Origin of the sequence: Klebsiella pneumoniae complex sp. WS1778, from assembly GCF_049472055.1 — a bacterium.
Classification (GTDB): Bacteria; Pseudomonadota; Gammaproteobacteria; order Enterobacterales; family Enterobacteriaceae; genus Klebsiella; species Klebsiella quasipneumoniae.
On the sequence record NZ_JBKGTJ010000009.1, the window covers coordinates 1 to 22490 of the forward strand.

The following is a 22490-nucleotide window of genomic DNA, read 5'->3' on the forward strand; positions in this document are numbered from 1 at the left end:
CCAGCGTCCGCAACAGGGGATCAACGACTACTTCTGGATGAACCACGACGGCCAGGGCGCCGGGGTGAAGAACTTTGATATCGGCGGCGTGCAGTTCGACGTGGCGGCGGTGTCGCAGGTGAAATCCTGTAGTCCGGAAGTGATGGCCGACGAGACCAACCCGTCGCGCATCACCTGTACCGGTAGCTCCGACACCGGCGACAACGGCCACTACGCGCTGACCACCAAAACCCACAACATCAAGGCCGGGCCGATCGACGTCGAGGTGTACGCCAACTACGGCTTTGACTCGAAGGCGGTGGACAGCGACGCGCGCCTCGAAGCCTGGCAGGGCGGGCTGGTGCTGAGCCACACCAACGACAGCGGGGTGAACAAGGTGATCCTGCGCTACTCCGACAACTCGGATAACAGCGTCTATAACAAAACCGACGACCTGACCACGGTCTACGCCAGCTTCGAGGGCAGCCATAAGTTCACTCAGCAGGCGCAGGTGGAATATCTGCTGGCCTTCCACGACTACGACAACGGCAGGGACAACACCGACAACCGTAAAAACTACGGCGCCATCGTGCGGCCGATGTACTTCTGGAACGACGTGCACTCCACCTGGCTGGAAGCGGGCTACCAGCGCGTGGACTACGACCAGGGCGGGGATAACCACGGCTGGAAGCTGACGCTGTCGCAGAACATCGCCATCGGTATGGGGCCGGAGTTCCGTCCGATGCTGCGCTTCTACGTCACCGGCGGCCAGGTGGACAATGAGCATACCGCGAAGGTGAACGGCACCCAGGACCAGCAGCTGGATTCGCTGAACGTCGGCGGGATGTTTGAGGCGTGGTTCTGATGCGATAGCGTTGCCGAAGGAGCGTTCCCGGCTGGCGCTACGCTTAGCCGGGCTACGACTGAGGAGGCCTGCCGGATCCCACCCCCAGGACCGGCAAGCAACAGCTCCGCCGGGCAGTCAGCCCCGTGCCCTGGTGGCGTCATCAATTCTTTATCTCTGGCTTAATCGGCGGGCGATACGCTCCAGCTTCATCATCAACAGCAGCGTGACGCCCACCAGCACGATGGTCAGCGCCGAGCCATCGGCGATATTACCGCGATCGGTCAGGCTGAAAATGGTCACCGGCAGCGTCGTCCAGCCCGGCGGATAGATCATCACCGTCGCCCCCAACTCCCCCATCGACAGCGATAAACTCAGCGCCAGCGCCGAGATCATCCACGGCGTCATCAGCGGCAGCGTCACATGGCGCAGGCGGTACCACGGTGAAGCGCCCAGGCTGGAGGCGACGTTTTCAATATCAGCGGAAATCCGCGCCAGGCCGGTCGTGACGTTACTGAAGGTAAAGGCCGAGATCAGCACGAAATGCGCCGCCAGGACGATAAAGAAGGTGCCGTTCATCTGCAGCGGCCCCTGGCTGAAGGCCACCAGAATGCCCAGTCCCACGGAAACCGAGGGGATGGCGCTGGGCAGATAAAACATCAGCCCAAGATATTTCTGCAGCTTCGCGCCAGTCTGGCGCAGCGCCAGCGCCGCCCACATCCCGCACAGCAGCGCCAGCAGGCTGGCGCAGAAGCCCACCACCAGGCTGGAAAACAGCGAATCCCACGCCGCCCCGCGAAACGCGTTAACAAAGTGGGCAAAGGTAAAGCCGGTGGGCAGCAGGCCGTTCCATTGTTTACTCAGGCTGGAGAGTAAAATCACCGCCAGCGGCAGCAGGAAAACGCCGGCAAAAAGCGTCACCGCCAGCGCGCCCGCCGCCGCGCGGCCTTTACGCGACCAAATCAACATCGTTAACTCCTTACGCCAGTGCGCACCGCCGCCAGCCGATAGAGCATAAACAGCCCCAGCGACAGCAAAATATTGATCAGCGCAATCATGCAGGCCACGCTGTAATCCGACTCCAGAATCGCCTTGCTGTAGACCATCATCGGCAGGGTATTGACCCCTTTGGCGCCAATAAACAGCACGATCCCGAACTCGTTAGTGGTCAATAGCAGGCACAGGCTGCCGCCCGCCATCAGCGCCGGCAGCGCCGCCGGGAAGATAACCTGGGTAATCACCCGTAACGGATGAGCGCCGAGAATACTCGCCGCTTCCAGCTGGCTCTTATCTATCTGCCGCAGTCCCGCCATCAGCGGGCGCATCACCAGCGGCGTAAACACGGTAATCTCCGCCAGAATCACGCCGTTAATCGAATAGAGGAAGTCTACCGGCGGCAGTTCAAAAGCAAACAGCGCCATCAGGGTGCCGTTGAGCAGCCCCGCCGAGCCGTAAATAAAGGTGAACGCGAGAGTGATAAGAAAGGTCGGCAGCGCAATAAAAGTATCAATGACCCGGCCCACCAGTTGGCTGCCGGGGAACGGAATAAATACCAGAATCAGCGCCAGGACGCTGCCAAGCACCAGGCAGCCAAGGGTGGCGAACACCGCAATCTGTAAGGTATTGAGCAGCGCGCCAATAAAGCGTTTTGAGTCAATCACCTGCCAGAAGGTCTCAAGGCTCAGATTGCCGCTGGCGTCGCGAAGCGCCTGTTCGGCGATCAGCAGCAGCGGATAGAAAAACAGCGTCGCCAGCACCAGCAGCGGCAACGCCAGCCACAGATAAGGGCGCAGGTTTCGCGCCGGGGGCGTGAGTATTAAGGTTTGCGCCATCATTGCACCTCGATCAGAACCGCATCGCCAGGTTCGAAGTAGAGCGCCAGCTTATCCCCCGCGCGCGGCAGTGGGTTGACCTGAGTCATGACGATCCGCACCGCTTCGCCCGCGACGTCGCACAGCAGATGCGTCAGATCGCCCTGCCAGTGCACCGACATCAGGGTGGCGTTGAGGCGATTACTGGTTGCCGATCGCGGCGCCAGGCTCATGTGCTGCGGGCGAATGCATAACAGCTTATTGTTGCCATGCAGGCCGCCCCGGCTGAAGGCGTTAATCAGGCCGCCGCCGCAGCTTACGCTAACCAGCCCCGGCTCGGGGCTGTCTTTCAGCGCCGTCGCCTGCAGGATATTGGCGCGGCCGAGGAATTCGGCGCTAAAGCGGTTCGGCGGATAGTGGTACAGCTCGTGCGTTTCACCGTGGGCGATCAGCGACCCGTCTTTCATAATGCCGATTTTGTCCGCCAGGGTCAGCGCTTCGGTCTGATCGTGGGTAACGTAGAGGATGGTCAGCTCCGGCAGTTCGCGGTGCAGACGGGCAATCTCTTCCACCATGTTATGGCGAATTTGCGCGTCCAGCGCCGACAGTGGTTCATCAAGCAGTAACACCCGAGGACGCACGGCAATCGCGCGGGCTATCGCCACGCGCTGCTGCTGGCCGCCGGAAAGCTGATGCGGATAGCGGGTGGCGTAGTCCGCCATACCGACGATGTTTAAGGCTTCGGTCACCCGCCCGGCGATAAGCCCCCTGGGCTGCTTTTGCGCCCGCAGGCCGAAGGCGACGTTGTCTTCCACCTTCATATGAGGAAACAGCGCGTAGTTCTGCACCACCATCGCCAGCCCGCGCTGGTAAGGCGGCAGGTGGGTGACGTCCGTGTCGCCGATCAGGATCCGCCCGCCAGCCGGTTGCACAAAACCGGCAATCGCCCGCAGCACGGTGGTTTTCCCGGAACCGGAAGGGCCAATCAGCGCCAGCACTTCACCGGGCTCAATGGTCAATGACAGCGGTTTTAAGACCACGTTGCCGTGGTAGGAAACGCGCAGCGAGTCCAGGGTGATCCCGGAGGTCCCCGCTAGCGACGGGGAAGAGATGACGGTGGTTTTCATTAACATCAGGCTTACTCGCTATCGGTCACTTTATGCCAGCGGGCGATATCCGCCGAGAGAGAAACCGCGACGTCGTCCCAGTTGGGTTCCCAGCGCTTCACGCCGTCGAGCGCCGCCTGCGCTGCCTTAAAGTTAGCGTCATCCGGCGCCACGTCGTTGCGCACCGGTAAGCCCCAGGAGCGCGCGCTGACGCTGGATTGCGCCGGTTTATCCAGCAGGAAATTAATCAGCTTCTTGCCGTTTTCGCTGTTCGGTCCGTTCTGCACCAGCCCGATGGTGTAGGGCAGCGCCAGCGCGCTGCGCTCGCCTTTGTCGTCCGCCGGCCAGAAGATTTTGACGTTCGGGTTACGCGCCATCTGCGACAGGTTCATCTGCAGATCGCCGTTGGCGACGTACAGCTCGCCTTTGTTGACCAGCGCCGTCAGCTTGCCGGTGGAGGCCGATGGGCCGACGTTATTGGCCTGCAGCTTGCCCAGATACTCGAAGCCGGCATCTTTGCCGCCAAGGCTGTGGAAGGCCTGCAGCATCACCGCGGTGCCGTCCCCCGCCTGGCCCGGCGTGGAGTACTGCAGCTTATTCTTAAAGCGGCTATCCAGCAGATCCTGCCAGCTGGCCGGCGCGGTTTTCAGCAACTGGCCGTTATAGATGAAGGTCAGATAGTTGTTCACCAGCGGCGAATAGCGGTCATTGGCGCCGGGGATCTGCGCGCTGCCCTGTGGGGTAAAGGTGGCCAGCAGCTGCTCTTTCGCGGCGCGCTGGATAAACGGCGGCACCGTGACCAGTACATCGGCCTGCGGATTGGTGCGCTCCTTCGCCAGACGCTCGACGATCGCGCCAGAGCCGCCTTCCACATACTGCACTTTGATACCCGTCGCTTTGGTGAAGGCGTCGAACTGGCTCTGATACCAGCTATTATCGCCGTCATGCAGGCCGTCGGCGGAGTAAACCGTGACGACGCCGTCCGCCCAAACCGGGGAGCTGGTCAGCGCGAACAGGGACAGCAGAGCAAGTCGGGAGAGTTTCATCGTGTTAGCCTCATCGCAGTTAGTTGTTCTGGTGTAGACCAGATTTGCGTTCACGCTACCGAGGGTTTATGACAAAACGATGAAAGAAGTGTGTCGAAAGAGTTAAAGCGAAGGGGATACGTCGCCCCCGGTTAACGCTGACGCCACCGGGGATACGGGAAGGGTTAATACAATAAAATCAATGGGTATCGACTTCGATCCGCAGGCTGTCATGCCGCCAGTATTCGATATCGTAATCAAGAATACGCCCGTGCTGATCGTAATTCAGCCTGCGCAGCAGCAGCGCCGGGCGCCCCTCCATCACCCCCAACGCCTCTGCGGCTTGCGGCGGCATGGAGGTGGGATAAAACGACAGATGCATACTGGTATAGATCAGGTCGTAGTGACTCTGATAAATCTCGGTCAGACTGCCATTGAGATCGTGGCGCAGCAGCTCCGGCACCCGGGCCGGCAGGCAGTGGTTTTCGCAATAGCACACCGGACGCCCGTCGGCATAGCGCAGGCGGGTCAGCAGGTAGATCTGATCGAAGGGCTGCAGCGCCAGCGGCGCCATCACATCCAGCGGCACGGCGGTTAAGCGGCCATCAAGCAGCATCGTTTTCGGCTCACGTCCCTGTTCGAGACACAGCTTGTGGAAGTTGGTGTTCTGCGTCGGATCCAGCCACAGACGCTCCGGCGTCACAAACCAGCCGCGGCGGTCGGCGCGGTAGATCACGCCGCTGGCCTCCAGCTGCGCCAGACTCTCGCGCACGGTGATACGGGTTGTGTTGAACAGTGCGCACAGCTCGCGCTCGGAAGGCAATTTATCGCCGCTTTTGAGGGCGCCGTTTTGAATACGCGCCTGCAGCTGCGCCTTAATCATCAGGTATTGCGGCATCTCGCCAGAGGGTGATTTCATGTTTACTCGCTGCCACGTTTGGTGCGCTCATTATACATAGCCAGATGAATTTTTTGTTGCAGCGCCACATTTCCTTTGACCCTGCCCCGGCTTTGTCTCCATGATAAACACCAATCTGGTATAGACCAAATGGTGAGACAAATGACTTCACGGAATTACCTGCTGCTGACTCCCGGCCCGCTAACCACCTCCCGCACGGTGAAAGAGGCGATGTTGTTCGATAGCTGCACCTGGGATGATGATTACAATCTCGGCGTGGTACAGACCATTCGCCAGCAGCTGGTGCAGCTGGCCACCCCGGCCGACGGTTATACGGCGGTGCTGCTGCAGGGCAGCGGCAGTTACGCGGTCGAAGCGGTGCTCGGCAGCGTCATCGGCGAACAGGGCAAAGTGCTGATCGTCAGCAATGGCGCCTATGGCGCGCGTATGATTGAGATGGCGCAGCTGATGGGCATCGCCTTTCATCCTTACGATTGCGGCGAAGTCGCCCGTCCGGACGCGGCGGCGATCGCGCGGATCCTGCAGGATGACCCGATGATCACCCATATCGCGATGGTGCATAGCGAAACCACCACCGGCATGCTCAACCCGATCGAAGAGGTAGCCGCGCTGGCGAAGGAGTATGGCAAACGCTATATCGTCGATGCGATGAGCAGCTTCGGCGGCATTCCGCTGGATATCGCCGCGCTGAATATTGACTATCTGATAAGCTCCGCCAACAAATGCATTCAGGGCGTGCCGGGCTTCGCTTTCGTCATCGCCCGCGAATCGGAGCTGGCCACCTGCAAAGGCCGCTCGCGCTCGCTGTCGCTGGATCTTTACGCCCAGTGGCGCTGTATGGAGGATAACCACGGCAAGTGGCGCTTCACCTCACCGACCCATACCGTGCTGGCCTTCGCTCAGGCGCTGAAAGAACTGGCCCAGGAGGGCGGCGTCAGCGCCCGCCATCAGCGCTACAGCCACAATCAGCGCCGACTGGTCGCCGGAATGCGCGCGCTCGGCTTCCGGACGCTGCTTGATGACAGCCTGCACTCGCCGATCATTACCGCCTTTTATTCGCCGGACGCGCCGCAGTATCGCTTTCACACCTTCTACCAGAAGCTGAAAGATCAGGGCTTCGTTATCTATCCGGGCAAAGTGTCGCAAAGCGATTGCTTCCGCATCGGCAACATCGGCGAAGTCTACGACGCCGACATCACCGCCCTGCTGGCGGCCATCGACAACGCCATGTACTGGAAACAATAAGGAACCGCCATGAACCGTATCACCGCACTCATCCTCGACTGGGCCGGCACCACCGTGGACTTCGGCTCCTTCGCGCCGACGCAAATTTTCGTCGAGGCCTTCCGCCAGGCCTTCGATATTGAGCTCACCCTTGAAGAGGCCCGCGTGCCGATGGGGCTTGGCAAATGGCAGCACATTGAGGCGCTGGGCAAACTGCCGTCGGTCGATAGCCGCTGGCAGGCGAAATTTGGTCGGCCAATGACGGCTGCTGATATTGATGCGATCTACGCCGCGTTTATGCCGCTGCAAATCGCTAAGGTTGTCGATTTTTCCGCTCCGATCGCCGGCGTGGTCGACACCCTCGCCGCGCTGCGCGCCGACGGACTGAAGATCGGCTCCTGCTCGGGCTATCCGCGTCCGGTGATGGAAAAGCTGGTTCCAGCAGCCGCCGCGCAGGGCTATGCCCCGGACCACTGGGTCGCCACCGATGACCTTCCCGCCGGCGGGCGTCCCGGGCCGTGGATGGCGCTGCAGAACGTGATTACCCTGGGCATAGACGATGTGGCCCACTGCGTGAAGGTCGATGACGCCGCACCGGGCATCAGCGAAGGGTTACATGCCGGGATGTGGAGCGTCGGCCTGGCGGTGTCCGGTAACGAATTCGGCGCTACCTGGGAGGCGTACCAGGCGATGTCGAAAGAAGAAATCGCCACCCGTCGCGAACGGGCGGCAGGCAAGCTGTATGCCGCCGGGGCGCATTATGTGGTTGATACCCTGGCGGACCTGCCGGAAGTGATTGCCGACATTAACGCCCGGCTGGCAAAAGGCGAACGGCCTTAAGCGGGTGAATTCACCTTCACTTTGGCCGCCACCAACAGGCCGGTAAACAGCATTAATACCCCTGACAACACCAGCGGCGACAGCAGCCCTAAGTGGTCAAGCGCAATGCCGCCGACCGCGGCGCCGCAGGTGTTGGCCAGCTGGATCACCGCCACCTGAATCGACCCGGCTTTTTCCGCCTGATCGGAGAGTGAACGGGTGATCCACGTTGACCACCCCACCGGGATCAAGGCGAACGCGAAGCCCCAGATAATTGCCACCGTCGAGGCGACGATTTTGCTTTCTCCCCACAGCACCAGCGCCGCCGCGCAGGCGGTCAACACCAGCGGCGCAATCGCCAGCGCCGCTTTCACCGAGCGTTTGAGCAGCACCGAGGAGAGCGACGTGCCGATGAAGCTGGCGATACCAAAGCTCAGCAGCACCAGCGTCAGGCCATCGACATCAAACCCGGCGAGGGTCATGTAGACCGGGCGAATATAGGTAAAAAAGGCGAACTGTCCGGCAAAGGCCATGAAAATGGCGCACATGCCGGCCATCACCCCCGGCCGCTTCAGCAGGCCAAACATATTTTGCTGCTGAGCCGCCGATTCACCAGGCAGCGACGGCAGCGCTTTCAGCACCCAGAGCGTACACAGTACACCCATCACCGCCGCGCCGTTAAACACGTTGCGCCAGCCGATAAGCCCGCCAAGGAAACTGCCCAACGGGGCGGCGATCACCAGCGCGATGGATACCGCGCCGAAGATAATCGACAACGCTTTCGGCACCACGCGCATCGGCACCAGCCGCATGGTCAGCGAGGCTGACATCGCCCAGAAACCGCCGAGCGCCAGCCCCAGACAGGCGCGTCCCAGCAGCAGCAGGGTGAAGCTATCGGCAAAGGACACCAACAGGCAGGAAAGGGTCAGCAGCAGCGAAAAGAGGATCACCACGTAGCGGCGATCGGTTTTGCCAATGACGGAAGTGATAAACAGGCTGGAAAACATCGCGACGAATGCCGTCGTCGTCACCGACTGCCCGGCCATCCCTTCGGAGATACCTAAATCCAGCGCCATCGGCGTCAGCAGGCTGACCGGTAGAAATTCGACGGTAATCAGGCAGGCGACGCAGAAAGCAACCGCGAAGACCGCCGACCAGTTTGGTCGCGCGAGTTCGCGTGCATGGGGTTTGGCTTCATTTGAATAACTCATGAGTGACCTGCGAAGAAAGTGGCGGAAAGCTGCGCAGTGTAACATTTTGTTTGTGACGCATTTAACGTTTTCGCAACTATTCTCGCTTTTCATAAGAGGATGCGTAGCTGCTCGCATGTTTAAAAAAACGATGCTTGCTATCGCTTTAACAAATCTCAGGAGAATTTAATATAGCACTATGTGCTATACTTTTAACGACAGGATGTCAGCAATGCGTATCTTCAAAACCAAATGGTTCGCCAGAGAGGCTAGCTCTCATGGCATTTCCGACGACGAGCTCTATCAGGCAATTCAATCTGTGCTTCAGGGCAAGGTGGTTGATTTAGGAGGAGGGGTTTATAAAAAGCGACTCAACAAGAATCGCGATCGCGCAATCATCCTTACCAAAAGCGCAGGGTATTGGTTTTATACCTTTCTATATGCCAAACAGGATATGGCCAATATCAACCATCGCGAGTTAATGGGTTTTCGTGAGTTAGCAAAACACTATGCCAATCTCTCTGAAGAGAAAACGACGGTCTTAGTTAAAAGTAAAGAACTGGTGGAGATTTGCGATGACAGCAAAAAATAAATACAAAAGCCCGGCTTTCGAAGCGATCCATAGCGCTGCGTCGGGGCTATTCAGCGTTGGCGCAATCCCACAGGAAACAATGCGCCAATTTGATGAATCATGTCTCGGTAGCGTAGCCGCACTTCAACCCATTGAAATTAAAGCGCTACGTGAACAACTCAATGTTAGCCAACCCGTGTTCGCTCGTTATCTGAATACCAGCGTGTCTACCGTGCAAAAATGGGAGACTGGCGCTAAGCGACCAAGCGGAATGTCATTAAAATTGCTTAGCGTCGTACAAAAACACGGCCTGAAAATCCTACTGTAGTTATCCTGCCGGATGGCGCTTACGCTTATCCGGCCTACAAGTGACGAGTGCGGAAACCGTAGGCCGGATAAGGCGCAGCCGCCATCCGGCACAAAAAGCGATGAACCCCAGGCCGAATAACAATGAGATCAGTGCAGCCAGTGCACGCCGTCTTCCGGGAGAAACAGGTCGTTATAGCGCTGCTGAAGGTTATGCAAATCGCTCATATCCGGATCCAGCTCGCGCAGAAACCCTTGCGCCAGGCGGATCTGCGCCTCGGTGATCGGCGCCGCTAAACGCGCTTTTTGCATCAGGCGATACCAGTAATGCAGGTTTTTTTCGCTAGCGTCGACAATTGCAACCTGCCAGATCAGCAGCACCTGGGCAGCGTTCTGCAGATGCGCTTCATTCGGCCGTTCAAGGTAACGCAAATACTCATTGCCGGCGGTTTTACCCAGCTGATCGATCATCGATTCCAGCGGGACGGGCGTGATGCCCAGGCGTTCGCTCAGGCGGCGGATCGCGCGGCGTGAATCAGAGGTAAGCACCCGAAATCCCACAACAAATACCACTACCAGGGTGGCCAGTCCTATCCAGATCATGCATCCTCTCATCCAATCGCAGCCTGACTATCATAATGGGAATTTGCCTGCTGTCGACTGTCGGACCTGGCATATTACGCAAGAAATAAAAAAGCCCGGCGCAATGGCCGGGCAAGGTTACCAAATACCTGGTGAATCAGGCAGTCTGCAAAATACGGTTCTTTTTCTCGCGGCGAATTTTACGCTCTTCGAAGATAGCCACGATGGCCATCAGGCAGATACAGCCGATGGCGGCGGCGTCCAGCGCCGCAAAGGTGCCGGCCCAGCCGGTGAGGCCAAAGACCGGGGTGCCGTCGGCGATCATCCCGAGGCCCAGCTTGGCGAAGCTATCGCCGATCAGATAGGCGAAAGTGCCCTTGATCCCATCGGCGGCGCCGATCGCTTTTTTCGGTACGAAGCCAACGGCGGCGACGCCAATCAGCAGCTGCGGGCCAAACACCAGGAAGCCCAGCGCAAACAGCGAAGCCAGATAGACGTACTGATTGCTGGCATGTTGATAAACACCGAGAGTGGCGATAATCAGCGCCAGCGCGATGCAGGCCACCAGCGCGCGGCGGCCGTTGGCCAGGTCCGACAGCCAGCCCCACAGCAGCGTGCCGACCAGGGCACCGACCTCAAACAGGGTAAACCCCTGAATCGCCACCTCTTTCGACAGCTTCAGCTCCTGGAAGGCATACACGGTGGACCATTGATCGATACCGATACGCACCACGTAGAGGAAGATGTTGGAGAAGCACAGCAGCCAGATCACTTTGTTTTTCAGCACGTACTCAACAAAGATCTGCCACTTGGTCATCGCGTTTTCTTCGGTCTCTTTATCCTCTTCGCTGATCGCTTCGCCAAACAGCTCCTCCGCCGTGCCGAGGCCGTAGGATTCCGGCGAGTCGCTACCGTAGCGCAGGCCAATAAAGCCGACGATCAGCGCAATAATCGACGGGAAGATAAACATGCCGATCACGTGGCCGTCGAACAGATAGTTGGCGCCAAACAGCGCCACGCCCGCCGCGCCGGCGCCGCCGAGGTTGTGAGAGATATTCCAGAAGCCGAGGAAGGTGCCGCGTTTGCGTCGTGGCGTCCATTTGGTGATGGTGGAATAGCTGCACGAGCCGCCGGTGCTCTGGAAGAAGCCGCTTAGCGCATAGAAGGCGATCATCAGGAACAGGCTGGTGGAACCCGCACCCATACTGGCGCTAAAGCCCAGCATGCAGATGGCGGAGAGGATCAGCATAAACGGCAGGAACTGCTTGGTGTTTTTGCCATCGGCATAGTAGGAAACCAGGGTTTTCCCTACGCCGTAGGTAATGGAGAAGCCCAGGCCAATCATCCCCAGCTGGGTCATGCTCAACCCGTAGGTGGAGATCATGTCGTTCTGCGCAATATTAAAGTTCTTGCGGATCAGGTACATGGTCAGGTAGCCAATGAAGACCACCAGATAGGACTGCATGAAAGGTTTGAACCACATTTTGCGCCGCACGTCGAGCGGCAGATCCAGGGTCGGCTTACGAACCTGATTCAGAAAGGCCAGCATGGGTATCTCCTGAGCTGATTTTTTATGCCTGCGTCATAGCCAGGCATTGTAAAAATCAGCGCGCCGTCTGGCCTGAGACGGCGTCCAGGTGAAACCGGGAAAATTTCTTAGTTTTGCCCCATTCGCGGCGAAAGAGTGAGATGCATCACGCTTCACTGGCGGCGCGCGGCGCCTGCGCGTTTAAGAACGGCAGCAGCAGCAGCGCGGAAATGCCGGCGGCAATCGCGATCGCCACGAAGAATCCGGTCCAGTGCCAGATATCCATTACCTGCGCCAGCGGCCAGCCGGAAAGCGACGCGCCAAGATATGCGAACAGGCCGACAAACCCGGTAGCCGCCCCGGCGGCCTCTTTATGCGAACACTCCGCCGCCGCCATGCCGATCAGCATCTGCGGGCCGAAGACAAAGAAACCGGTGGTGAAGAAGCAGGCCGCCTGCATCACGTAGCTGGCGAACGGCATCAGCCACAGGCCGCCAACCGACAGCAAAATGCCGGCGGCGAAGATCAGATTCATCGGTCCGCGATTGCCGTTAAACAGCTTATCCGAGCCCCACCCCGCCACCAGCGCGCCGATAAATCCGCCCAGCTCGAACATGGTCACCGCCGAGTTAGCGGTCACCAGATCGACGCCAAGCGTCTCCGACATATACAGATTGCCCCAGTCGTTAATCGCCGCCCGCACCACGTACACCAGCACATAGCACAGCGACAGCAGCCAGATATAGGGGTTTGCCAGCACGTATCGGGTGAGGATCTCTTTGCGCGTCAGCCCGGCGCCCTCCTGCTGCTGGGCAATCTCCAGCGCATCGTGACGCCAGTCGCCCACGGCGGGTAGCCCCACCGCCTGCGGACGATCGCGCAGCCGCCAGCACAGATATAATCCGGCGAGGATCGCCAGGCCGCCGGCGATGGTCATCCCCGCGCGCCAGCCGTAATGTAGCGCCGCCGCTCCCACCACCATCGGGATCAGCGCGCCGCCCACGTTATGCGCCGTATTCCACAGCGCCCACCAGCCGCCGCGTTCGGTGCGTGAATACCAGGCCGTCAGCAGCCGGGCGCAGACCGGCGAGCCCCACCCCTGAAAGAAGGCGTTCAGTGCCCACAGCAGGGCGAAGGCCCACAGTGAGGAAGAAAAACCGAACAGAATATTCACCACCCCGGTGGCGATAAGCCCCAACCCCATAAAATAGCGGGCATCGGAGCGGTCGCTGACGATACCGGAGAAAAATTTCGACAGTCCGTAGGTGATGTAAAACAGCGTGGCCAGCAGACCGATATCGCTGCGGGTTAGCACGTTGCTGGCGAGAATGTCAGGCACCGCGGCGTTAAAGCTTTTGCGGGTGAAATAGAACAGCGCGTAGCCCAGCCAGATGGTCAACAGGATATGGCGGCGCCAGTAGCGATAACGCGCATCAAGCTCGCGTTTATCGCTAATCGGCGCAGCGTCAGGCGGGGCTTTTAAAAAGGCGAACATCAGCGATCCTCTCAGGCGTAACGCAGCGGTAGATTGACGCACACCCGGGTACCGTGGGTGCAGGAGATCGTCAGCGTGCCCCCCAGGGCGGTCACGCGCTCACGCATGCCGGTCAGACCAAATCCCTGCGCGCTGGATCCCGGCGGCAGGCCGCAGCCGTCATCCTCCAGCACCAGCATCAGACGCTCCTCCTGCTGCCAGCCCTGCAGGGTCACGGCGCTGGCGCTGGCGTGCTTGACGATATTGTTCAGTCCCTCCTGGCAGACGCGGAACAGGGTCACGCGCTGGTTTTCGCTCAGCCCCGCCTCGTTAATCCGCCAGTCGAGATGGCTGACGATACCGCGGTCCTCCAGCTCCATCTCGCGCATCAGAGAACGTACCGCCTGCTCCAGCGGCAGGTCGTCAAGCTGGCGCGGACGCAGGCGGCCCAGCAGGCGACGCACCGAGTCGTAAACCCCCAGCGAGAGGTGTTCAATCAGCTGGCCGCTCTGGCGAACGCTGGCGTTGTCCGGCGCCAGCCGCTGGACGATCCCCGCCTGGGTGCGTATTGCGGTGATGGTCTGGCCGATATCATCATGGAGCTCGCGCGCGACGTCGCGGCGCACGCTCTCTTCGGTCTCCAGCAGGCGATCCGCCAGACGACGATTACGCGCCAGCTCGTTCTGTAGCGACTGGTTAAGCTCGCGCAATCGCTGGATCCCCGCCCCCAGCAGCAGCCCGGTGAGGCTCTGCGCCAGCAGCGAAAGCAGGAGATCGACGGGGTGATCGTGCCAGGTCTGGCTGGCAATCAGGGCGATAGCGTTCATCAATGTGGCGATCAGTGCGCCCTGCCAGCCGTAGTGCCAGGCGAGGGCGATAATCGGCAGCGCAAGGCAAAACGGGGTAAAGCGGGAGAGCTCGGCGGGCAGCCCAAGCTGCAGCCACAGGCTAATAGTGAATAACAACAGATACCAGATCAGATGCCGCCCGCGCCAGTTTACCGGCTGCGCCACCAGCGACGGCCCCAGGGGCCGCCAGACGGTGCTGGTGAGGTAGTGCCAGAACACCAGACAGGTCGGCGCCAGAGTCAGGCCGCCGGTGAGCGTCAACAACAGGGCGTTAAGACCCTCGTCCCCCTCCGCCAGCCAGGGCAGCGATTGCAGCAGCGCGGCGGCCATTAACGCCCCGCCCTGACGCAGAAGCGTCAGCCAGTCGCGCTGCTGGCGATATCGCGAGATCAGCGCCACCGGCAGTAGGGTCAGCAGGCTTCCGGTCATCAATATTATCGGGTGCGCCAGCGCTACTTCCTGCGCCAGCCAGAAGATCAGCAGCCACTCGGTTCCCAGCAGCACCGGCCAGTAGCCGCGCGGGCACTGCAGCATCAGCCCCAAACGCAGGCCGAAGGGGAACAGCAGCACCGCCAGATCGGCGCGCTCCACCAGATGCAGGCTGATGCTCCACAGACAAAACCAGGCGGCGGCGAAAATAAAGGCGCAGCCGATCACCGACAGCAGGCGCGGGAGTATGGTCTTCATTGCCAGCTGTCAAACATACGGCGCGCCAGCTCGACGTCATTGTTGACGCCCAGCTTTTCCAGCAGGTTAGCGCGGTGAACGTGGACGGTTTTCGGCGACAGTCCGAGCTCAGCGGCGATCTCTTTCACCGCCATGCCCTCCGCCAGCTTTTCCGCCACCTGGCGTTCGCGTTTGGTGAGCGGATCCTGGCGCCCGGCGGCCAGCTTCATGGCGATATCCGGTGTGAGATAGCAGCCGCCCGCCGCCACCGTGCGCACCGCGGCGATAAGTTCGTCCGGGCTGCAGCGTTTCGACAGAAAGCCCCGCGCGCCGGCGTTAAGCGCCTGCTCGACCAGCGCCGGGCTGTCGTGCACCGACAGCATGATGGTCGCCATCCCCTTCGGCAGCTGGCTGAGCAGCGCCAGCCCGGAAATATCCGGCATTGAGATATCGCAGATACAGACCTGAACGCCGCGCCCCGGCAACCCCGTCAGCGCCTCGCGGCCGCTGCCGAATTCGGCGACAACCTGAAAATCAGTTTCCAGCCCCAGCAGCTGAGCAAAGCCGGAGCGGACAATCAAATGATCGTCAATAAGGGCGATGGTGGTCATGATAGGGTCCTGGTGCCTGAGGCGACAAAGCGCTGTGTCCGTAGGCCGGATAAGCGCAGCGCCATCCGGCAAAGGCGCTTACCTTAACCATAAGCACCTTACCGTTCAAGCCTTGCGCGATTTACTCGAAGAACACCGCAATTTTGTTAAACATGGTGGGATCGGACTGGTTACGCGCCACTTTGGTGACATCTTCCAGCTTTTCAATCTGGCTAATCATCTGCCCGAGACGCTGATCGTCGTTCACCAGCAGCCAGATGCGGCTGTGTTCGCTGCCCTGAATCGGTAGACAAAGAATACCTTCGACGTTAAAGGCACGGCGGGCAAAAAGCCCGCAGACGTGGGTCATGACGCCGGGGTGGTTGCGGACGGTGAGTTCCAGAATGACGTTTTCACAGTGTTTTTGCATGGCTTATTCCCCCACCATTTCAGTATTGGCCGCACCCGGCGGTACCATCGGATACACTTTCTGCTGCGCGTCGATGCGCACGTGGATCAGCGCCGGTCCCGGACGAGCGATGATCGCCTGCAGCGCCGCCTGCGGATCGGCTTCGTTATTTAAATCACAGGTTTGCAGGCCAAAACCGGCGGCAATCTGCATAAAGTTAATCATCCCTGGATAAGTGGCGGCAAAAACGCCCTGCTGATAAAACAGGCTCTGCTGCTGATGCACCAGCCCCAGCGCTTCGTTGTTCAGCAGAATAATTTTTACATCCAGCTGATTTTCAGCGGCGGTAGCCATCTCCTGAATATTCATCATCAGGCTGCCGTCGCCGGAGAAGCAGATAACCTTGCGCTGCGGATTCGCCAGCGCCGCGCCAATCGCCGCCGGCAGGCCGAAGCCCATGGTACCGAGGCCGCCGGAGGTCAGCCACTGGCGCGGACGGTTGAGCGGGTAGGCCTGCGCCGTCCACATCTGGTGCTGGCCAACGTCGGTAGTGATGATCGCTTCATCATCCACGCAGGCTGCCACGGCGTTAATCAGGCCGTAATGGGAAAGCGGGTCGCTTTCCTGCGGGATGGCGCAAGGGAATTCGCGCTGCAAGTCGGCCACCAGCTGGCGCCATTCCTCGCGCGGCTGCGCCTCAATCTGCGGGTTCAGCTGGGCTAAGACTTCCGCCACATCGCCCTGAATCGCCACGTGCGGTTGCTTGATTTTGCCCAGCTCGGCGCGGTCGATATCGACGTGGATAATCTTCGCGTTCGGGCAGAACTGCTCGGTCTTGCCAATCGCCCGGTCATCAAAACGCGCGCCTAAAACAATCAGTAAATCCGCTTCCTGCAGAATGAAGTTGGTGCTGCGCGCGCCGTGCATCCCCAGCATCCCCAGCGACAGCGGGTGCGCCTTCGGCAGCATGCCCAGCGCCATCAGGGTCATGGTGGTTGGCAGATTGGCTTTTTCCGCCAGCTCACGGATCTCCTGCGGCGCGTTAATCACCCCGCCGCCCAGATAGAGCACCGGACGCTTCGCCGCATTGATCATCGCCGCCGCTTCGCGCACGCTTTCGTGGGCGAATGCCGGCGGAGCGGCGCGCTCGCCCGGTTCCGGCAACGTTTCCAGCTCAATGGTCGCCGACTGTACGTCCTTAGGAATGTCTATCCACACCGGCCCGGGACGCCCGGACTGAGCAATACGGAAGGCGTCGCTGATCACCTGCGGCAGCTCGGCGATGTCGCGCACCAGATAGTTATGTTTGGTGATGGGGATAGAGATGCCGTAGGTGTCCACTTCCTGGAAGGCGTCGGTGCCAATCATCGATGCCGGCACCTGGCCGGTGATGCAGACCAGTGGAATCGAATCCAGGCGGGCATCGGCGATCGCCGTCACCAGGTTCGTCGCCCCCGGGCCGCTGCAGGCCATACAGACCGCTGGTTTGCCTTCGGTACGCGCCATCCCCTGGGCGATAAAGCCCGCGCCCTGCTCGTGGCGCGCCAGGATGTGGCGGATCTGCGTGCTCTGGCTTAAGGCATCGTAAATAGGCAGGATGGAGCCGCCCGGAATGCCGCTAACCATAGTGATACCCTGGCGTTCCAGTAAATGAACAACCAGCTGCGCGCCGGTAAAGCGCATTGTGTTTGATGTGGTGCCCGAACTTGCCATGCTCCAGTCCTTTTCTTCTGGGCCGACTTTACCGGGGGGCTCGCCAACAAAAAACCCCGCTCGGTTGGCGCCGGCGGGGTTTGGAATTCGTGTTGTTCCGGACCCTACGGCGCATTGCCGACGACGACCACCACAGACACGACGACCACCGCGGCTGGCGCGGTTTTTAGTAGGGTCGAAGCGATCAGGGTTGCGTTCATTAGGGACCTGTTGTGTCGAAAAATAAGCTGAATTTATACAAACACAGGTTTTACGTTTTCACAATGGATTTATTTTCATCCACGAAAATTTGCGCGAAAGATCACAGTTCGGCGCAAAAGGGCAGAAAACAAAAAACCCCGCCGGAGCGAGGTTTTTATCAGTATGGTTACAGGTGGTAGCCGCAAGCACACTGTATTACGTCAACGCCAAAAGTATACGCGATCGCTGCAGTTCGCGCAATTTAAGGTCGCTTTTTCTCTGTCATAGAGTATGGGCGAGAGCGGCTGATTTGTCCAAAAAATACTGTTCATCCATACAGTATTTATCTATACTGGGTGTGTTCATGGTGTGCCATTCGGGGGCCGCAAGTTTGACCGGCGCAACGAAGTCCTGGCTGAAACGGGTGGTGCCGTCAGTGCCTTAACCCCGAGAGAGCACACTGTGTTACGTCAACAACGTGCAGTCACTGGTCCGCGCGGCAACGCGTGGTTCAGCGCTGCGCACCCCTGTCGTTGCTGGCGGCGGGCCGGGAAGCCGTCCACGGAAGGAGCAATCATTGGCCAGGGCGACGCCGCCGGCGACAGGCAGGGATAAGCTGGCAACAGGCAGCGGAAAGGTACGTCAGCTTATTGTGCTCCTTAACCACAGGAGACGCGCGTATGGGCGGAATGGATATTATTATTTTAATCCTGAAACTCATGGTTGCTGTGTTGCAACTACTTGATGCAGTCCTGAAACAGTTCCGCTGATTCAGGTTCAAGTCGCACCTGAGGGGGGCGGGAAACCGCCCCCCTGCAGGCGCCCGCCGGGCGTCCCGGGATGACTTGATGGAGGAAGCTATGCCACCCCTGTTAATTGCCGCCACGACGCCGGATGCCCCGGGGTTCGCGGCGCTGCGCACCGAAAGCCTTGAACAGCATTTCAATATGCTGCGCCGCCTGGCGGAAAACTGGCAGAGCGGCAAAAACCGCTTTACCGCGCCGGGCGAAACGCTGCTGGGCGCCTTTGTGAACCACCAGCTGGTTGGGGTATGCGGCATCAATAGCGATCCCTTCAGCCCGCAGCCGCGGGCCGGGCGTATTCGCCATCTCTACATCAGCGAGCGCTACCGCCGCCGGGGGATCGGCCAGCAGCTGCTGGTCTCGGTTATCACCCACTCCAGCGCCTGGTTTGATTTTCTGAACACCCACGCCCCGGCGCAGGCCTGGCCCTTTTATGAAAGACTTGGCTTTCGCCCGGTGTACGATGAACCGCGGGTGACGCATCGCCTGTTTTGTTCGCTGTAGCCCCCGCTGGCTGGCAGCGCGGGCGCGTGTTACAGTCCGGTGACCTTCACTGTTGAACCTGTCTGCGATGACCATCACCGTATTCTGCATTTTGCTGTTCGCCGCCCTGCTGCACGCCAGCTGGAACGCTATTGTCAAAGCCAGCGGCGATAAAATGTACGCGGCGATCGGCGTCAGCGGCTCGGCCGCGCTGATCGCGCTGGTGATGCTGCCCTTTTCCCCGCAGCCCTCGCTGGCCAGCGCCCCCTATCTGCTGGCGTCGTGCGCGTTACAGGTGGTGTATACGGTGCTGGTGGCGAAGACCTATCAGGTGTCGGATATGAGCCAGACCTATCCGCTGATGCGGGGAACTGCCCCATTGCTGGTGGCGGCGATAAGCGTGCTGTTTCTCGGCGATCGTTTGTCGCCGCTGGCCTGGCTGGGCATCGGCGTCATCTGCCTGGCTATTCTGGCGATGGCCTTTAACGGCCGCGCCAGCTCGCGCAAAGGCATCGTGCTGGCGCTGATCAACGCCTGCTTCATCGCCGGCTATACGCTGGTGGACGGCACCGGCGTCCGGCTGGCGGGCTCGGCGCTGGGCTACACCCTGTGGACCTTTTTTATGAACGGCTTCTGCCTGCTAAGCTGGGCAATGATGACCCGCCGCGCTGAAGCCAGCCGCTATCTGCGCCTGCACTGGCGAAAAGGTATCCTCGGCGGTATCGGCACCATGGGCTCCTACGGCCTGGCGCTGTGGGCGATGACCCAGGCGCCGCTGGCGGTGGTCGCCGCGCTGCGTGAAACCTCCATTTTGTTCGGCGCGCTAATCGCTTTTATCGTCCTGAAAGAGCAACTGATGCCGCTGCGCATCTTCGCCGCCTGCGGGATTGCCGCCGGGGCGATCCTCCTGCGCCTTGCGTAGCCTGCAATGGCAACATTAGTTGCCGTTCCTGTTTACATAATCTGCCTGGAACTCCCTCAATAATCGGCACTTTGCAGTTGTTCTGTCATTTTTATATGGTAGATTCCTCCATCGATTACGGGATGTGCCAGTCACATATTCTTCATTTCTCTTTACTCACAAAGTATTCATCGACATGAAACGGCATAAAAACTTCAATTTGTTGTTGATGCTGGTACTGCTGGTGGCCGTTGGCCAGATGGCGCAGACCATATATATTCCGGCCATCGCCGACATGGCGGTCGCGCTGAACGTTCGCGAAGGGGCGGTTCAAAGCGTGATGGCGGCCTACCTGCTGACCTACGGTATTTCACAGCTGTTTTACGGCCCGCTCTCCGACCGCATCGGTCGCCGCCCGGTGATCCTCGTCGGGATGTCGATTTTTATGCTGGCGACACTGGTCGCCATGACCACCCATAGCCTGCCGGTGCTGATCGCCGCCAGCGCCATGCAGGGGATGGGCACCGGCGTCGGCGGCGTGATGGCGCGCACCCTGCCCCGCGATCTGTACGAAGGCGCCCAGCTGCGTCATGCCAATAGCCTGTTAAATATGGGTATTCTGGTCAGCCCGCTGATTGCCCCGTTGCTCGGCGGCATCCTCGACACCCTGTGGAGCTGGCGCGCCTGTTACGCTTTCCTGCTGGTGCTGTGCGCCGGGGTGACCTTCAGCATGGCGAAATGGATGCCGGAAACGCGCCCGGAGGGCGCGCCGTGCACCAAACTTTTGGCCAGCTACAAAACGCTGTTCGGCACTGGCGCGTTTAACTGCTATCTGCTGATGCTGATCGGCGGCCTGGCGGGGATTGCGGTATTCGAAGCCTGTTCCGGCGTACTGATGGGCGCGGTGCTCGGCCTGAGCAGCATGGCGGTGAGTATTCTGTTTATTCTGCCGATCCCGGCGGCCTTCTTCGGCGCCTGGTTTGCCGGCCGCCCGAACAAGCGTTTCCCGACCCTGATGTGGCAATCGGTTATCTGCTGCCTGCTGGCGGGTCTGATGATGTGGATCCCGGGGCTGCTGGGCGTCATGACCGTCTGGACCCTGCTGGTGCCGGCGGCGCTGTTCTTCTTCGGCGCCGGCATGCTGTTCCCGCTGGCCACCAGCGGCGCGATGGAGCCATTCCCGTTCCTCGCCGGTACCGCCGGGGCGCTGGTTGGCGGCTTGCAGAATATCGGCTCCGGCGTACTGGCCTGGCTGTCGGCGATGATGCCGCAAAACGGTCAGGGCAGTCTCGGTCTGCTGATGATGCTGATGGGTCTGTTGATTCTGCTGTGCTGGCTGCCGCTGGCCTCGCGCTTTACCCACCATCAGCAGCCGGTCTAAGCGCCGCTTGGCGCTCCCCGGATAGCGGCTGACGCCTTATCCGGGCTACCTCCCGGTGGCTGCTTTTGTCTTATGTCAGACTATGCAGCCACTCGATAAAGGCGTCGATTTTCGGCCACTGGCGACCCGGCAGGGTGGTTACATAGTAGTGCTGGTGGCATTTCAGCGTCATATCGCCAAACGGGGCGATCAACTCCCCACTCTCCAGCCGCTTCTGCACCAGCCGCTTACGCCCCATCGCCACCCCGACATTATTCATCGCCGCAATCGTCGCTAAATCGGAACGATCGAAGCCAATACCCGACGATGGCGGCAGTTCCACCGCAAACTGCTGCGCCCAGCTATACCACTCGTCGGTGCCGGAATCGTTGCTCCATGCCTGGCGGTCGTGGAGCAACGTACAGTGGCGCAGATTGCCCGGATTCGACATTAACTGCCGCTGTTGCGCGTAATTCGGCGTACATACCGGCACGATCGCCTCATCCATCAGAAAATGGTGACTCAGCTGCGACGACGGCGCATCATCAAAATAGATCGCCAGATCGATGCCCGTCCGCTGCAGGTTAACGTTCTCATTGCCGGTCAGCACGGTGAGGGAAATGGCCGGGTAACGGCGGGTAAAGTCACCCAGGGCCGGCACCAGCCAGCACTGGGCGATAGAGGGCCGCGAGTAGACCGTCAGACTGCCGGAGAGCTCCTGGTTTTTGATATCGAGGATCTCCTGATTGAGACCATCCAGCGACGACTTCAGCGCCCAGTAGACCCGCTTACCTTCACGCGTCAGCTCAACTTTGCGATGCGAGCGGACAAAGAGCAGGATCCCCAGCTCCTCTTCAAGTTGATTAATCCGGTGGCTGACGGCGCCAGGCGTGAGCGCCAGCTCGTCGGCGGCCAGGGCAAACGACTCGTGCCGAGCCGCCACCTCAAAGGTCGACAGCCTGGAGAGCTGCCATCCGTTCAGCAACCGAGTACCTAAGGTTTTTAGCACATCCATCACGCGCTCCTGGCAAATACAGTGGCTGTTGATGATAAAAAAATCACGCCGGTTTTGCCGCAAAAGGGTGAGTTAATTTGACCCATAGCATATTTAATGGTCTGTTTTTGAGCTAAATCACCCATTTGATTCAATTCTCCTCAC

The 22490-nt window shown here is 59.8% G+C and carries 25 protein-coding genes; 10 read left to right on the forward strand and 15 right to left on the reverse strand.

The genetic code is table 11. The features are described 5' to 3' along the window. Positions 1-844 (forward strand): carbohydrate porin (locus tag ACLEXF_RS23645; protein WP_171879711.1); only part of this gene is annotated, 844 nt, incomplete at its 5' end. Positions 845-994: 150 nt separating this feature from the next. On the opposite strand, the gene phnV is transcribed toward ACLEXF_RS23645, so the two are convergent. The 5 genes from phnV to phnR form a co-directional block, all read right to left on the reverse strand. Continuing rightward, on the reverse strand, positions 995-1792 hold the full coding sequence (gene phnV, locus ACLEXF_RS23650; RefSeq protein WP_017900800.1) for a 2-aminoethylphosphonate ABC transport system, membrane component PhnV: 798 nt from the start codon (positions 1790-1792) through the stop codon (positions 995-997). Positions 1793-1794: 2 nt separating this feature from the next. Further along, positions 1795-2655: a 2-aminoethylphosphonate ABC transporter permease subunit gene (gene phnU / locus ACLEXF_RS23655; protein WP_053809846.1), complete on the reverse strand. Its 861-nt coding sequence runs from the start codon at positions 2653-2655 to the stop codon at positions 1795-1797. After that, positions 2655-3767, reverse strand: coding sequence for a 2-aminoethylphosphonate ABC transport system ATP-binding subunit PhnT (gene phnT, locus ACLEXF_RS23660; protein ID WP_423265820.1), 1113 nt, complete (start codon positions 3765-3767; stop codon positions 2655-2657). The genes phnU and phnT overlap by 1 nt, the downstream gene beginning before the upstream one ends. A 5-nt stretch (positions 3768-3772) precedes the next feature. Continuing rightward, positions 3773-4786 carry a 2-aminoethylphosphonate ABC transporter substrate-binding protein gene (gene phnS / locus ACLEXF_RS23665; RefSeq protein WP_004202233.1) on the reverse strand — a complete coding sequence of 338 codons (1014 nt, stop codon included), beginning with the start codon at positions 4784-4786 and terminating at the stop codon, positions 3773-3775. A 178-nt stretch (positions 4787-4964) separates the two neighbouring features. After that, positions 4965-5684, reverse strand: coding sequence for a phosphonate utilization transcriptional regulator PhnR (gene phnR, locus ACLEXF_RS23670; protein WP_201357014.1), 720 nt, complete (start codon positions 5682-5684; stop codon positions 4965-4967). A gap of 141 nt (positions 5685-5825) precedes the next feature. On the opposite strand from phnR, the gene phnW reads away from it, so the two are divergent. Further along, complete coding sequence (phnW, locus tag ACLEXF_RS23675; protein WP_004202236.1) at positions 5826-6929, forward strand: 2-aminoethylphosphonate--pyruvate transaminase; 1104 nt, start codon at positions 5826-5828, stop codon at positions 6927-6929. 9 nt (positions 6930-6938) lie between these two features. Further along, positions 6939-7748 (forward strand): phosphonoacetaldehyde hydrolase, encoded by an 810-nt coding sequence (phnX, locus tag ACLEXF_RS23680; RefSeq protein WP_060656547.1) that lies wholly within the window; start codon positions 6939-6941, stop codon positions 7746-7748. On the opposite strand, the gene nepI is transcribed toward phnX, so the two are convergent. After that, positions 7745-8938: a purine ribonucleoside efflux pump NepI gene (gene nepI / locus ACLEXF_RS23685; protein ID WP_004202240.1), complete on the reverse strand. Its 1194-nt coding sequence runs from the start codon at positions 8936-8938 to the stop codon at positions 7745-7747. The genes phnX and nepI overlap by 4 nt on opposite strands. 211 nt (positions 8939-9149) lie before the next feature. Here nepI and ACLEXF_RS23690 point away from each other — a divergent pair, with 211 nt between their 5' ends. Together ACLEXF_RS23690 and ACLEXF_RS23695 are read left to right on the forward strand one after the other, a co-directional pair. After that, positions 9150-9509, forward strand: coding sequence for a type II toxin-antitoxin system RelE/ParE family toxin (locus ACLEXF_RS23690; protein ID WP_032456762.1), 360 nt, complete (start codon positions 9150-9152; stop codon positions 9507-9509). Next, the gene (locus tag ACLEXF_RS23695; RefSeq protein ID WP_032456763.1) at positions 9493-9816 is read left to right on the forward strand and encodes a helix-turn-helix domain-containing protein; all 324 of its coding nucleotides are present in this window, start codon (positions 9493-9495) and stop codon (positions 9814-9816) included. Before ACLEXF_RS23690 ends, ACLEXF_RS23695 begins: the two co-directional genes overlap by 17 nt. Before the next feature lie 128 nt (positions 9817-9944). Here ACLEXF_RS23695 and ACLEXF_RS23700 read toward each other — a convergent pair whose 3' ends face one another. The 8 genes from ACLEXF_RS23700 to ivbL all read right to left on the reverse strand — a co-directional run bounded on the left by ACLEXF_RS23700 (position 9945) and on the right by ivbL (position 17804). Then, positions 9945-10397, reverse strand: a complete 453-nt coding sequence (locus tag ACLEXF_RS23700) for a DUF1198 domain-containing protein (protein WP_004181583.1) — start codon at positions 10395-10397, stop codon at positions 9945-9947. A 136-nt stretch (positions 10398-10533) separates the two neighbouring features. Then, positions 10534-11925: a hexose-6-phosphate:phosphate antiporter gene (gene uhpT, locus ACLEXF_RS23705; protein ID WP_004202242.1), complete on the reverse strand. Its 1392-nt coding sequence runs from the start codon at positions 11923-11925 to the stop codon at positions 10534-10536. Between the two features lie 145 nt (positions 11926-12070). Continuing rightward, positions 12071-13399 (reverse strand): MFS transporter, encoded by a 1329-nt coding sequence (locus tag ACLEXF_RS23710; protein WP_017899678.1) that lies wholly within the window; start codon positions 13397-13399, stop codon positions 12071-12073. A gap of 11 nt (positions 13400-13410) precedes the next feature. Then, entirely contained in the window at positions 13411-14892 is a 1482-nt protein-coding gene (uhpB, locus tag ACLEXF_RS23715; RefSeq protein ID WP_025999189.1) for a signal transduction histidine-protein kinase/phosphatase UhpB, read from the reverse strand. A gap of 17 nt (positions 14893-14909) precedes the next feature. After that, positions 14910-15503, reverse strand: coding sequence for a transcriptional regulator UhpA (gene uhpA / locus ACLEXF_RS23720; protein ID WP_080841296.1), 594 nt, complete (start codon positions 15501-15503; stop codon positions 14910-14912). A 121-nt stretch (positions 15504-15624) separates the two neighbouring features. Then, positions 15625-15912 carry an acetolactate synthase small subunit gene (gene ilvN, locus ACLEXF_RS23725; RefSeq protein WP_023319383.1) on the reverse strand — a complete coding sequence of 96 codons (288 nt, stop codon included), beginning with the start codon at positions 15910-15912 and terminating at the stop codon, positions 15625-15627. Positions 15913-15915: 3 nt separating this feature from the next. After that, positions 15916-17604: an acetolactate synthase large subunit gene (gene ilvB / locus ACLEXF_RS23730; protein WP_032425823.1), complete on the reverse strand. Its 1689-nt coding sequence runs from the start codon at positions 17602-17604 to the stop codon at positions 15916-15918. A gap of 104 nt (positions 17605-17708) precedes the next feature. Next, positions 17709-17804, reverse strand: a complete 96-nt coding sequence (gene ivbL, locus ACLEXF_RS23735; protein WP_002923286.1) for an ilvB operon leader peptide IvbL — start codon at positions 17802-17804, stop codon at positions 17709-17711. A gap of 12 nt (positions 17805-17816) precedes the next feature. Here ivbL and ACLEXF_RS23740 point away from each other — a divergent pair, with 12 nt between their 5' ends. The 5 genes from ACLEXF_RS23740 to emrD all read left to right on the forward strand — a co-directional run bounded on the left by ACLEXF_RS23740 (position 17817) and on the right by emrD (position 21352). Further along, positions 17817-17984, forward strand: coding sequence for a hypothetical protein (locus tag ACLEXF_RS23740; RefSeq protein ID WP_072096580.1), 168 nt, complete (start codon positions 17817-17819; stop codon positions 17982-17984). A gap of 450 nt (positions 17985-18434) precedes the next feature. Next, positions 18435-18554, forward strand: coding sequence for a type I toxin-antitoxin system toxin TisB (gene tisB, locus ACLEXF_RS23745; protein ID WP_004145059.1), 120 nt, complete (start codon positions 18435-18437; stop codon positions 18552-18554). Between the two features lie 90 nt (positions 18555-18644). After that, a complete protein-coding gene (locus ACLEXF_RS23750) occupies positions 18645-19091 on the forward strand; it encodes a GNAT family N-acetyltransferase (protein WP_004202251.1) in 447 nt (148 codons plus the stop codon). Positions 19092-19158: 67 nt separating this feature from the next. Beyond that, positions 19159-19992 carry a DMT family transporter gene (locus ACLEXF_RS23755; RefSeq protein WP_049092136.1) on the forward strand — a complete coding sequence of 278 codons (834 nt, stop codon included), beginning with the start codon at positions 19159-19161 and terminating at the stop codon, positions 19990-19992. A gap of 175 nt (positions 19993-20167) precedes the next feature. After that, positions 20168-21352 (forward strand): multidrug efflux MFS transporter EmrD, encoded by a 1185-nt coding sequence (gene emrD, locus ACLEXF_RS23760; RefSeq protein WP_135730205.1) that lies wholly within the window; start codon positions 20168-20170, stop codon positions 21350-21352. A 70-nt stretch (positions 21353-21422) separates the two neighbouring features. Here emrD and dsdC read toward each other — a convergent pair whose 3' ends face one another. Beyond that, on the reverse strand, positions 21423-22346 hold the full coding sequence (gene dsdC / locus ACLEXF_RS23765) for a DNA-binding transcriptional regulator DsdC (RefSeq protein ID WP_064187995.1): 924 nt from the start codon (positions 22344-22346) through the stop codon (positions 21423-21425). Positions 22347-22490 lie beyond the last annotated feature (144 nt).